Below are 12,652 nucleotides of genomic sequence, written 5' to 3' on the forward strand. Positions count from 1 at the left end.
TGAAGAGAATGAATAAACGTAAGATTTTAGCAGTAGGTTTAGCAGCAATGGTAGGATTAAGCGCATTACAAATGGATGGTGTGACTGCATCAGCACAGGAAGTAAACACAGGAATTTCACCATACACGTTGCATATTTTGGCAGAAAGTTCTTTGGAAGGCTCACTTGCTAAATATATTCCAGGTGTGAACAATTCTGGTAGAGTAACGCTACATTACGAAGGTAAGAGCCTAGGATTTGTTGATTTTGATAATGCGAATTTATTGATTAAAATTCCAGATGAATTCAAGTATGTCGTGCTACAAGACGAATTTTTAGGAGCCATCACAGGTGAAATTTCAACACCGAGCGGCACGAAAAAAATCACACCAAGCGATTTGAAAGTTTTTTCTGATCGTATCGTGGTTGAGTTCCCAAAATCCTTTTTCGTTATTCAAGGGAAATATAAAGCGGATGTCGTGCTTGATTTTGGTAAAATTCTGAAGAAATATCCTAATATTCCGATTGATAACGCGCCATCAGGCTATCAGTTCTCTAGCACATTAGCCTTTGCTTCTTCGCCATGGGATATTATTGAAGACCCGATATTCGGCTCATTATCAGGTGATTATACAACAAATGAGACAGAAGCAATTGTGAAATAACTAGTTTTATAGGTCAGCAGAAAGTCGATAAGATGAAGGAAATCCGTCTTATCGACTTTCATTATGAAAAATAAGAGAGTGAAAACAATGAATCTAGGAAATTTGATATTTATGATGCAAGGGTTTATAGAAAAATTTGTTGCCTAGATACTTTGGAAAAGTTATATGAATCATGAAAATAGCGTTAGAAACGTTTATATATTTGATTTGCAAAGCTATTTACCAATTCTGGCTCCAATTATTTTTTTGTTAAGCCGTGGCATCATTTGTTAAGGAGAGGTAAGTACGAGATGAAGAGATTAATTAGTATGCTGTTAGTTTTAGCTATTTGTGGCAGTGTTATGCTTCCAGGTGTTGCAGGACAGGCGAGTGTGGATGCAGGGAATTTTGATATTGATTTAGAAGTGTACGATGATCCGATTATTAGTAATGGTCAAGTGAATATGAAAGTCACGCTTAGTGCCGATGCGAACACGATTGTAGATGAGAATGGTTTGGTTAAAGTGATAATTCCGCGAGAGATTTTTTTCGTCAGGTGATTTGTCAAATATTCATTCTGATGCTTTTACGTTTGATCATGTGGAAAATCCGGCAAGTGACGATCCGAATAGTATTGCGGTGTATGTAAAGCCTGACGCGAGCTATAATGAGGGTGGTGCTTGGTCGGCTTCTTTCCAACTGTCATTTCAAGCACCGTTACTGCGACCGGGGACAGAAATTAGCCCTGAGCAAACATTTGAAGTAACGTATAACGGTAAATCAGATTCCCAAACGTTACGTGTGGAAGCCAGTGAAGGTGGTAAACCAACTCCTTTTGAGAAGTGGTGGAAATCAGCAGTCGATTCGAATGGCATTGGTATTTTAGATGAACGTGATTCTAGGTATAATATTTTTCATTTGGCAGTGAATGCATATGGTGATTTTGAATTAGGTGATGTGACGGTGACAGATCAGATTCCGGACGGTTTGTCGGTGGAGCAAACTCCAGTTACCACGCCTAACATTGAAGCCAGCGACTTTGCTGCAGTGAAAGGGATTAGAATTGTAAAAATTGCGGCAGATGGTTCGCGCAAGTATGTTACGAGTCAGTATCGAGATGCTATTTTGTTTGATGAGGCGACGCAACGACTTGAAGTTAATTTTAAAAATCTGACGAAGACCGATTGTTTGTTGATTGAATATCGTGTGAATATGGATACGAATAAAGAGATTTATAAGAATACGGCGACAATGCAAAGCACAAATGTTGAGGATATTTCGGCAAGTGTTTTAGTGCGTCCGGATAGTAATACAAACTTTAACAAAGTGTTAACGAAATCAGTGGACAAGAAGCTATTAATCGGCGATGATAACACGCTTATTTACACGCTAACGCTGAGGTCGATTACTGGTACGATTAAGGCGGGACAAGTTTTTACAGATACGCTAGATAATCGTTTGCAATATCGAAATATGTTGGCAGGTACGGATTTATTTGATGTGACACTTGCTGGGCAAACGATGATATTCACCGCCAAAAAAGACATTGCACTAGGCGAAAAAGGTGAAGTGACGTTTAAAGTAGATGCAAAGAACCTGCCTGTTGGTGAAACGGTAACGAACAAAAGTGAAATTAAGCTAGATGATAAGCAATATGACTCTAATACGGTCACAACAAAACGTGTCAGCAATGGCTTGTTGATTCGAAAAGTGGACCAAGAGGATAGTAGTAAATTTTTTAGCTGGGGCAACATTTAAAGTGTTGAATAAAGCTGGCGATGCAATTCGTGAAGGAATAACAAATGAGGCGGGAGAATTACTGTTTAAAGATATTGAGCCAGGAGAATACACAGTAGTGGAAACTGTGGCACCTGAAGGATATGTTTTAGACACAACGCCAAAGCGGATTAGTATTGAAGCTAATAACTCAGAAATAACAGAGTTGCTTTTCAAAAATACGCGGAATGATGTAGGTTCTATCCAAGTCGAAAAAATAGATGCAGAAACAAAAGAGAAGCTGGCGGGTGCCAAGTTTACACTTACATCCAATCAGGGAACCAAATCTGGGAAAACAAATTCAGATGGTGAGTTACGCTTTGAAAACCTGACTCCTGGGCATTACACTTTGGAGGAAGTTGCTTCTCCTGAAGGATACGTATTAGAAAAAGTAAAAAAAAGATATCGAGGTCATCAGTGGAGAAACCGAGGCAATTAAAGTCATCGTTGAGAATAGTCGAAGCAAAGGTTCGGTTGTGCTAACAAAAAGAGATAGCGAAACAAAAGAGGCTCTGCCAAGCGTAGCATTTCAACTATTTGATGATAAAGGAAAAATCATTAAAGATCGGCTAATAACCGATGAAAATGGACAAATCAAGGTTGAAAATTTGGCATGGGGTAAGTATTTTTTTAAGGAAGTTAAAGCGCTGGAAGGATATGTTTTAGATGAGAAGGAAGTGGCGTTTGAAATTAATCGGTCGAATGCTAATCAAACAATCGAACTGACAAAATTAAACGAGCGACTAGAACTAAACCAGCCGGAGAAGCCAAATAAACAGCCAGAATTACCAGTAACAGGTGATCAGACGTCGCCATGGGTGTTATTATTCGGAACGATAGTATCTGCGCTAGGAGTCCGAATATATATGAAATCACGAAAATAAGCATTAAGAACCAATTCYTTGCTAGCAAAAACGGATTGGTTCTCTTTTTTAGTTGTCCGAGGAGCTTGTTAGTTTATCATAGCAATTTTGTAAATTTTTAATATCTAGTGGTGTAGGAAACATGGAAATACAGACGACCATTGTATCATTTTTGAAAGAAAGGCCTGGAATATTGGTTACTATGATATCGTACATCGAAGCGTTTTTCTTGAAAGCAGGTAAGGTGAATTCCTCGGCGATAGATACGTTGAATTTGTTATCAAATCGAACATGTAGTTCATCTTTAATGAGTTCCATGTGCTCGATATCAGTATCTAGAAGTATGCCAACGCTGACAGTAGGTGTCCCTTGTTGTAAATGGATAGCGAGGTTGCGCCAATGGGTCAGTAAGATGTAAGTAAGCGTGTCCCGCCTATGTGTGTTGTACCCAGTAGTTCCAAAAATTTTCTTGAGAGCCTCGTTCAGAATATCAGTGAAATAAGGGTGTTGATTGGTAATCCGATTTACTAGAGCTTGGTTGGAGTTATAAAGAATATAGTTTTCGCTGGACAAATTAGTAGAAAGTGCAACCGTATTATAAATATTAATCAGAATATGTTCTTTATTCTCGATAGGAATGTCTAGTCGATTGGATAAAGTATCAAGTAACTGGCTGTTTTTTTCTACGGAAACTTTTACGGCGTCATCGCTGGCAACTAACTTTTCTAAGTGTTCATAGTTAAATGCGAATTTGGTATTGATGAATATGCCAAATAAACTGTAGGCAACTTGCTCTGTTAATTCAATTTTGAACACGGATTTAAAAAGTCCAGTCAATACTTTGTTTTTTAAGAGCGACGTATCTATGCCTTCTGGAAATTTGGCGTCTTTTGCTTGGATATGCCCATTTCTGACGCGTGTAAGGATGACCATTATCCAAAGTCGGAGCCGATTCAGTTCACAAAAATCGAGTCGTTGCTCGTTTGTTTTAGCAACCCAAGTGAGAATTTTATCAAGCGCGCCTACTTGTATTTTAGGAAAGGGGATATTGGCGATGCCGTATTTTTCTTCCATGACATGAATAATCAGGTTGCAAATCTCAGGTTCGCTACCCGTTAGGATTAGAGGCTGTGAGCTTATTTTGATTTTCTTTTTCTTCAGCGTTTTGTTTAGATAAGAGATTGTTCTTCGCAGTGTGGAGCTACTGATGAATAATTTTTCAGATAGTGAATCAATAGAGTGATTTTCATTAAAGAAAATTTCTTCGATGAGAGAAAATTCCGTACTATCACGTAAAATAGCAGCGTACAAATAATCAATATTGTAATTCATTGGGATATACGTGTAAAAACCAGTTTTGGATGACAAAATCTCGGCTGGGGCTGCATAATCGTTTATTTGCTCGATGTCTTTTCGTAGTGTTCGACTGTTAAATCCTAGTGTAAAACTTATTTTGTCGAGTGTCATATTTTTATTTGAGTACAACAAGTTGATGATTTTAAGATGGCGCAGATGTTGCTTGGATAGGCAGTTTTTCATGATAAGTTCCCCCTTTTCTGATAGTTGGTCATCGATTGAAATGGCTCTGTAGTTATTTTGAAACCATTTGCATGTGGATAACGTATAGTATATTACTATATGTTTTTCAAAAATTATAGGTGTTATATGACAATTTGAAATATGTATAGACTTATAAAAGCTTTTAGATAGCCTGTTTTCAAATGATGAAGGCCTTCTTTGTCAAAAAAATGCATTTTAATGTGTTATTTTTGAACGGATTAAAATTATAGACTATATTAAACTGACTCATGTAAGTTACGAAGCCATGGAAATATTTTAATTACAAAAAATCTATAGAATTCGAGTGTGTAAATATGAATGGAGATAAGGTATTTTTATGTAGCAGTGTCCATAATTGGAATGGGACTAGGTTATATCATAAAACGGCGAGTTCTTTAGTTCAGGGTGGTTACAAGGTCGAGTTGACTGCAATTGAGCAAGGTGAAAATAGTACTAGCGAGCTTGCCAATATGCAACTGAGGATTTTGCCGAAGCGAAAACGTTATTTCAGACCGTTAAACTGGTGGAGAATTTACCGAGCTGCGGTGAATTCGAAAGCGAGCTATTTTCACTTTAATGATCCTGAACTGCTTTTAGTGGCGTGGTTAGTGAGGGGGCAAAAAAAAAGATGCTATTTTTATATACGATATGTATGAAAACTTCCCTAAAGCTGTTCAATCGAAACCTTGGATTTGGCGGGGAATGAGAATGCCGCTTTCTAGAATGATTCGAAATCTTGAGCGCAAGCTATTAAGGCAAATGGATGCTGTTATATTTGCAGAACGATCATACAAAGCTGACTATGAATTTCTTGATTGCCCCAAGATTGATACATATAATTTTCCAACATATCAACTGCCTAGTCAATCAATAACGAGAGGTTTGAAGAAATTAGTTTACATTGGTGACATTACAAAAGCTCGTGGCTTGATGGAAATGTTACAGTTAGCGAAATATATTAAACAATATTGGGGTACAGATTTTGAGCTTGTTTTAATAGGCTCGATGGATTCTGAATTAGTGACTCAAATGACGCAATTTATACTTGAAAATGAGTTACAGAATCAAATTTTCTGGAAGGGAACGATTCCATATGATGCTATGTGGGAGGAACTTTATGCAGCAGATATTGGTCTATGCTTACTTCATCCGTTGCCTAATTACTTGAATTCACTCGCAACGAAGTTGTATGAATACATGGCCGCCAATGTGGCTATTGTTGCTTCTAATTTTCCTGATTGGCAGGAATTAATCGATGAAACAGAAGCAGGTGTTTGCGTGAATCCTTTGAATGTGGAGGAAGTTGGGGATGTCGTGACGCGATTATTACACCAGCCAGAGCTTGTCGCTAGAATGGGAAATAGTGGGCGCCATTATTTTGAAGAGGTTTATAACTGGGATCATGAAGAAAAAAAAGCTACTTGGGTTATATCAGACGATGGGAAAAATAAAAGAGGAAAGGTGCTTATAGATGCACACATTAAGTTTTAAAGATATTTGGAGTGTTGCTAAAAAGAATATAATTTGGATTATTGCGATTCCAATTGTTTTATTGGCAACGGTTTTTATTTTGTATTCTTACTTTATACCGAAACAATACACGTCAAATGTACAGCTTTTTGTTACAGTAAATGCAGACGGGGTGGCATCACAAACGTATGAATCATTACTTATGACGCAAGGATTGACGGATACGTACGCAAAATTGATTCAAAGTCCGAAAGTGCTGAAAAATGTAGTGAAAGAAACGAAATCGGTGGAAAGTTTTGAGGAAATCCAGAAAAAAACAGCCGTAAATGTGGATGAGAAATCGCTCGTTTACAGCATCAGTTATAAGTCGGAAAACCCAGAGGAAAGCGCGCTTGTTGTGAATGCTATTGCGAAATACGCGTCGAAGGAATTAAAAGCGCTGGTGAAAGGTACGAAAGTAACGATAATTACTTCAGGCGAGTATGGGACGGCGATTTCGAATGTGAGTAAGTATATTATTACTGTTATCATTGGCATTATATTAAGTATCAGTTTTCTAATTATCGCGATTCTACTTGATACGATTGTTACGAAAGAGGAGCAGTTAATCGATATGGGCGTTGTAGTCCTTGGAGATGTGCCACATATTCATAAAAGGAGGAATAAGGATTGAGTGCTTTGAGGAAGAGTCATGAAAATATGTTGGTATGGGAAAAGTTGCCTGGCACGGAAGTGAGATCGGTTTTTTTCGAAAAGCTAAACTCGATTCAGTCTAGTATTCAGTTTTCTAATAATAAGGCGCAGATTATTACGGTGACTTCGGCGCATAAAGGTGAAGGAAAGACATTTACGTCAATGAATTTGGCAGCTGTTTATGCGATGCAAGGAAAACGGGTGTTAATTATTGATGCGGATATGCATAATCCACGATTGAGTAAGTCGTTTCAGCAAGTGAATAAACCAGGATTTAGTTCGGTTTTAACAGGTGTGGTTGATTACCAGGAAGCTGTGCAGGAGACGGGGCTTGAAAACCTATACTTTTTGCCGGTTGGACCGTTGCCGCCAGCACCGACAAAATTATTGAACTCCGAGCATTTTCAAACATTTATAGCGTGTGTTCGTGAAGCGTATGACCTTATTTTATTTGATACACCACCGATTTTATTAATATCTGATTCGCGAACGATTGGTGCGGCGAGTGATGGCGTGATTTTGGTGATTAAAGCGGCTTACACGAAAAAAGCAGATATTTGTCGAGCTATTGATTTGATTGAGGCAAAGCAAGATAAATTTTTAGGTGCGATATACAACGACAAGAAACTTAGCAAAAGAGAGATGGCGACGTACAGTTATTATTAGGAGAGAAGCGCGTGGAATGGGTGTAATGAAGGAAAGTTGGAAATTAATTATTTGCATGTTGTTGCTTTGTTTTGGCAGTGTAGCAAGTCTATTAAGTGGTATCGGCATTATCATGGCGATTTGTGTTTTGCTACTTGTACTCGTATTCATGCTTGATTTTAATAAGATAGAATACGCGCTGTGGATTGGGATTGTTGTGACATCGTTTTTCGGTTCTTATTTGGGGTTACCAGGGAATAATAGTATTTTTCTTTTTCGAATTTTATTATTACTGCATGTTCCGTTATTTCTGTGGAAGGTGTCACGGAATCGGCTAGGCTATAGCAGAATAGAAAAAGTGATTGTGGTTCTAGTTGTGTGTTGGTTGTTTGGGAATGTGGCGTCGATGCTTTGGGCAAATTATATTAGTGCGACGTTTCGCTATCTGTATTTTGTTTTTGAGGCGGGGTATTTGATTTTAATTACGCTTTATCATGTGCGTTCGAAAAAGAATTTGATGGTACTTACTTATTTTATTAGTGCGGTATATGGCTTTTGTCTTGTTATTGGCTTGATTGAAGTGCTAACAGGGTGGCATATGAGCCTTTCGGGGAATGTGTTGGAGTACACGCAAGAACGACATAAATACCGACCGGCAGGGTTGCAATATAATTACAATGATTTTGGCGCATTTTTGGTAATGTTTTTGCCATTGGTTGTGTGGGGCATTCATACGTGGAAGTGGCGTGTGAAGTATGTATTTATCTTTGCAGTTGTAGGGTTAAGTGGTTTTTTAGTTATCAATACGTATTCACGGGTTTCGATGGTAATTTGGATTATCGAGGTGGTTCTGCTTTTAATTCTTTGGTTTAGGGTTTGGGGTGTGATTGCTTCGGTCATGGGGTTGCTAGCGATTGTGTCGGTGAATGTGTTGCATCTAGGGGCGGAGAATAGCAGTTTATTCACGGATGTAATCTCTGCCTTTACAGAAAAAGGTGGGTCAACGAATGAGCGCTTGATGATGTATCAAAAAACATTGCAGATTATTAACGAGTCGCATTTTTTAGGTGTTGGTGTTGGGAATGTTCCGATTGAGTTGAACAATTCGATTATGGGTCATGGGACGATGGATAATGCGTATCGTGCACCGCATAATTTTATTTTAGAGTCTGTTGGGAATATTGGCCTATGGTCATTCTTTATATTCGCAGTGATTGTGGTGGTGCTTATTTTAAGTTTGAAATATCTTTTCATTCACATGAAATACGGTTTTTTTGCCGTCATTCCAGTGTTAATGATTGCTGAATTTTTAAGCGCATCAGTTGGTATTAGCACGATTATCGAGATTCGTTTTTTATGGATTTCGTTAGGGATTGCACTGGCGATAGTTAGTAATCAGGCTTTTTGGAGGAGAGATGGTGAATGGGATTTTTAATTGGGCTGACTGGGTTTGTGTTACTAGTCTGTATAGTAATTAGCCTATATAGCCGATTTTATCAGTCGCGACGAATTGAGGTTTTGCAGGAGATGCTGGCGAAAAAGCAGACGTATGCAAATAACATTGTGGGAAATAAGATTGTGATTGCTGGTGGTAGCGAGGTTTTATACAGCTTTGATACCGACTTTTTAAGTAAACATTTGGAGATTCCGGCGGTTAACTTGGGTTCCAATATTGGTTTTGGTGCGGGATTTATTATTGATCAAGCAAAATTATGTTTGAAAAGTGGCGATACGTTGGTGCTATCGCTAGCATATGGATTGTATCACCGGCCGCTATATGATGTTTTTGCGTATGAATATTTTCGGATGTACGATCGGAAGCAGTTATGCCGATTTACTTGGGGACAACGCGCGTATTATTTGATGAAAAACTTTGTGTTGAACAGGCGTTTTGAGGAGAAGTCGTTTGACATGAGTCCGTCTGGGGCTTACCGAAATATTCGTGGCAGTGAATTGCCCAAACATAAAAAAAATACCGCTTCAGTTTTCGACATTTGAAGAAAATACGGTGACAGAAAATTTGTTGGCTTTAAAAAAGTACTGCGCGTTACATGGTATTGATTTGTATCTCACATATCCGGATACGCTATATTTTGAAATATATGAGGTGGATCCATTTTTCGAAGAACTAGAGGCATTTTTAAATCGGTATTTTAATGTGATAGGGAAGTCTGGGTTATATATGTATGATTCGGAATATTTCTATAACTCGGTTTATCATGTGAATCAGGATGGGCAGGCAGAGCGTACGAAAAATACGTTAAAAGAGTTGGGGAGGAGGTCGACTCGTGGGCACAAAGCGGTGGAAAAATGGCCTAGTTAGTGTGATTATGCCTTGTTATAACGGTGAAGCGCATATTCAAGAGGCGATAGATAGTGTGATAGGGCAGACGTATCAGTTTTGGGAACTGATTGTTATTGACGATGGTTCGACAGATGCTAGTAAGAAGATTGTGGCTAACTGCGCTAAACAAGATGTGAGGATTTCGACGGTCGATTCTGCTGGGAACGAAGGAGCTGCTGTGGCTAGAAATAAAGGTATCTCGATGGCGAGCGGTCAATATATTGCTTTTTTGGATAGTGATGATTTTTGGGCGACAGATAAGTTACAAGAGCAGGTAGCTTATATGAAGAAGAAAGATGTTGGATTTACTTTTACAGCTTACCAGATTGTGGATGAAGCGGGTGTTTTGAAGAAAGTTATTCAGGTTCCTGAGGAGATGACATATCAAAAGTTGCTTCGGAATACGATCATTGGATGCCTCACGGTGATGTTGGATCGGCATATTGTTGGTGATGTTCGGATGCCAAAACTTCGGTCGCGGCAAGATACAGCGACGTGGTTGGGAATTTTGAGAGAGGGGCATGTGGCCTATGGAATACCGACTGTACTGGCTTATTATCGTGTTGTTTCAGGATCGCTATCGAGCAACAAGTGGAAAATGGTGGGTGCGAATTGGCGTATGTATCGCGAAGAAGTGGGGCTACGGCCTTTACACGCCTCATATTGCATGATTGGGTATATGACGAATGCAGTCAAAAAGAGAATTTTTTAGGGATGTGAAATGATGGAGAAGATAGTGATGGCAGGCGTTGGCTATGTTGGATTAGTGACGGGAGCGAGTCTAGCGCAAACGGGGAAAAACGTTTTATGTGCTGATATTAGCGAAACGAAAATTGCGCAATTAAATAAGGGTGTTTCGCCAATTTATGAGCCAGGATTGGAAGAATTGATAAAGCGTAATGTGGAGAGAGGCACGCTACGTTTTACAACAGATATGAAGGCAGCCTATCAGCAAGCGGATGTTATTTTTATTTGTGTTGGGACGCCTGAGGAGTTGGATGGATCGGCGAACTTGCGGTTTATTTATGAGGTGGCAGAAGATATTGCTACTTATGCGCAAGAAAATACGCTGATTGTGATGAAATCAACGGTTCCAGTGGGGACGAATCGGCGGGTTATCGATTATATCAATGAGCGTCGAACTGCGGAAGAACAATTAGAGATTGTATCTGCTCCAGAGTTTTTATCACAAGGTACGGCAGTAAAGGATACGCTAGAAGGCTCACGGATTGTGCTTGGAGTTGAGACTGGGCGAGCAGAACAGCGAATGCGTGATGTATACGCTGGCTTCCATCAACCGTTTGTTGTGACGGATTTAGCCAGTGCGGAAATGATAAAGTATGCATCGAATGATTTTTTGGCACTAAAGCTTTCATTTATTAATGATATTGCGAATCTGTGTGAAAAGTTAGGTGCGAACATTGATGGTGTAACAAGAGGTATGGGATTTGATCGGCGTATTGGCAAGGCGTTTTTGAATGCAGGTATTGGTTACGGTGGCTCTTGTTTTCCGAAAGACACGAAGGCGCTGTATCGGCTCGCAGAAGATGTGGGCTATGAGATGCGCACTGTAAAAGCGGCGATAGATGTGAATCAGGCTCAAATTTACAAATTATTACATCAGGTAAATACTGATTTTGGGAGTTTGGCGGGTAGAAAAGTTGCTGTATTGGGGTTGACGTTCAAGCCGAATACGGATGATTTGCGTGAATCGCCAGGGATTTGGAATGTGATAGAGCTTGTGAAGGCTGGTGCAGATGTGACGGTATATGATCCAGTTGGAATGGAAAATGCGAAGTTGTTACTGAGCGATAGTGTGACGTATGCAGAATCAGCGCTAACTGGTATTACCGATGCAGAAATTTGTTTTATTTTTACGGAATGGCAGGAAATCAAGGCTTTAACGTCGCGTGATTTTAGCGAAAAAATGCGTCGTGCCCATATTTATGATGGTAGGAATTGCTTTGATATTGAAGAGATGGGCGATGTACATTATGTATCGATCGGGCGTCCAGAAGTGCAGGATGAACAACTGGAACTATTGAAATAAAGGAGGCGTAAACGATTATGCTGATGAGTAAGCTAGTAAGGACTGGTTACTATAGCAGTAAACGGATAGTGGATATTATTGGATCTTTCATCGCAATTGTGCTCCTTTCGCCTATTTTTTTTAATAGTTGCCATTGCAATTAAGTTAGAAGACGGCGGAACAATTATTTTTAAGCAAGAGCGTAGCGGGGAAAATGATACACCGTTTGTGATTTATAAATTCAGGTCGATGACAGAGCGGGTAACGAGTAGACCAACTGGTGAGTACACTTGGGAGAATGGTGTTCCGGATACGTTTGTTTTTAAAGATACAGGGGAGCAAGATACGCGTGTGACACAGGTTGGGAGTTTTATTCGGAAGTATAGTATTGATGAGTTGCCGCAATTTGTGAATGTGTTAGTTGGTAATATGTCGCTTATCGGTCCACGTCCAGAGATTGTACCAATTACATCTTGTTATTCGGAAAAGCAGAAACAGCGCTTGATGGTGAAGCCAGGCATTACTGGTTGGGCACAGATTAATGGCAGGAGCGATATTAACAACGGAGAAAAAATTCGTCTGGATTTAGAATATATTGAAAAACAGACGGCGTTACTAGACATTGTTATTTTTTTTTAAAACAGTATGG

15 protein-coding genes are annotated in these 12,652 nt (G+C 39.2%); 14 read left to right on the plus strand and 1 reads right to left on the minus strand.

What is annotated here, in order from left to right; translation table 11 throughout:
- The first annotated feature begins 8 nt into the window (after nt 1–8).
- The 5 genes from PROCOU_RS07275 (at nt 9) to PROCOU_RS07295 (ending at nt 3,283) form a co-directional block, all read left to right on the plus strand.
- A complete protein-coding gene (locus tag PROCOU_RS07275) occupies nt 9–644 on the plus strand; it encodes a hypothetical protein (RefSeq protein WP_036070989.1) in 636 nt (211 codons plus the stop codon).
- 290 nt (nt 645–934) lie between these two features.
- Nucleotides 935–1,183 (plus strand): hypothetical protein, encoded by a 249-nt coding sequence (locus tag PROCOU_RS07280; RefSeq protein WP_036070992.1) that lies wholly within the window; start codon nt 935–937, stop codon nt 1,181–1,183.
- Between the two features lies 1 nt (nt 1,184).
- On the plus strand, nt 1,185–2,381 hold the full coding sequence (locus PROCOU_RS07285; protein WP_036070996.1) for a hypothetical protein: 1,197 nt from the start codon (nt 1,185–1,187) through the stop codon (nt 2,379–2,381).
- A gap of 1 nt (nt 2,382) precedes the next feature.
- On the plus strand, nt 2,383–2,838 hold the full coding sequence (locus tag PROCOU_RS07290) for an MSCRAMM family protein (protein ID WP_036070999.1): 456 nt from the start codon (nt 2,383–2,385) through the stop codon (nt 2,836–2,838).
- Nucleotides 2,839–2,875: 37 nt separating this feature from the next.
- Entirely contained in the window at nt 2,876–3,283 is a 408-nt protein-coding gene (locus PROCOU_RS07295; protein ID WP_036071002.1) for a SpaA isopeptide-forming pilin-related protein, read from the plus strand.
- A 48-nt stretch (nt 3,284–3,331) separates the two neighbouring features.
- Here PROCOU_RS07295 and PROCOU_RS07300 read toward each other — a convergent pair whose 3' ends face one another.
- Nucleotides 3,332–4,801: an AcpB/EbpR/MafR family transcriptional regulator gene (locus PROCOU_RS07300; RefSeq protein WP_036071004.1), complete on the minus strand. Its 1,470-nt coding sequence runs from the start codon at nt 4,799–4,801 to the stop codon at nt 3,332–3,334.
- Between the two features lie 729 nt (nt 4,802–5,530).
- On the opposite strand from PROCOU_RS07300, the gene PROCOU_RS07305 reads away from it, so the two are divergent.
- From PROCOU_RS07305 to PROCOU_RS07340, 9 genes are all read left to right on the plus strand, one after another.
- Nucleotides 5,531–6,313 carry a glycosyltransferase gene (locus PROCOU_RS07305; protein ID WP_159101198.1) on the plus strand — a complete coding sequence of 261 codons (783 nt, stop codon included), beginning with the start codon at nt 5,531–5,533 and terminating at the stop codon, nt 6,311–6,313.
- Nucleotides 6,294–6,965 (plus strand): YveK family protein, encoded by a 672-nt coding sequence (locus PROCOU_RS07310; protein ID WP_036071006.1) that lies wholly within the window; start codon nt 6,294–6,296, stop codon nt 6,963–6,965. Before PROCOU_RS07305 ends, PROCOU_RS07310 begins: the two co-directional genes overlap by 20 nt.
- Nucleotides 6,962–7,651 carry a tyrosine-protein kinase family protein gene (locus PROCOU_RS07315; RefSeq protein WP_051994274.1) on the plus strand — a complete coding sequence of 230 codons (690 nt, stop codon included), beginning with the start codon at nt 6,962–6,964 and terminating at the stop codon, nt 7,649–7,651. Before PROCOU_RS07310 ends, PROCOU_RS07315 begins: the two co-directional genes overlap by 4 nt.
- 16 nt (nt 7,652–7,667) lie before the next feature.
- Nucleotides 7,668–9,065, plus strand: coding sequence for an O-antigen ligase family protein (locus PROCOU_RS07320; RefSeq protein WP_036071008.1), 1,398 nt, complete (start codon nt 7,668–7,670; stop codon nt 9,063–9,065).
- Nucleotides 9,053–9,628 carry a hypothetical protein gene (locus tag PROCOU_RS07325; protein ID WP_051994275.1) on the plus strand — a complete coding sequence of 192 codons (576 nt, stop codon included), beginning with the start codon at nt 9,053–9,055 and terminating at the stop codon, nt 9,626–9,628. Before PROCOU_RS07320 ends, PROCOU_RS07325 begins: the two co-directional genes overlap by 13 nt.
- Nucleotides 9,629–9,638: 10 nt before the next feature.
- Nucleotides 9,639–9,953, plus strand: a complete 315-nt coding sequence (locus PROCOU_RS16520) for a hypothetical protein (RefSeq protein WP_051994276.1) — start codon at nt 9,639–9,641, stop codon at nt 9,951–9,953.
- Nucleotides 9,919–10,686: a glycosyltransferase family 2 protein gene (locus PROCOU_RS07330; RefSeq protein ID WP_243832112.1), complete on the plus strand. Its 768-nt coding sequence runs from the start codon at nt 9,919–9,921 to the stop codon at nt 10,684–10,686. Before PROCOU_RS16520 ends, PROCOU_RS07330 begins: the two co-directional genes overlap by 35 nt.
- Before the next feature lie 9 nt (nt 10,687–10,695).
- Nucleotides 10,696–12,024 (plus strand): UDP-glucose dehydrogenase family protein, encoded by a 1,329-nt coding sequence (locus tag PROCOU_RS07335; protein ID WP_311772348.1) that lies wholly within the window; start codon nt 10,696–10,698, stop codon nt 12,022–12,024.
- Between the two features lie 78 nt (nt 12,025–12,102).
- Entirely contained in the window at nt 12,103–12,642 is a 540-nt protein-coding gene (locus tag PROCOU_RS07340; RefSeq protein WP_244266261.1) for a sugar transferase, read from the plus strand.
- Nucleotides 12,643–12,652 lie beyond the last annotated feature (10 nt).

The sequence above is a fragment of the Listeria rocourtiae FSL F6-920 genome (assembly GCF_000525975.1).
Classification (GTDB): domain Bacteria; phylum Bacillota; class Bacilli; order Lactobacillales; family Listeriaceae; genus Listeria_A; species Listeria_A rocourtiae.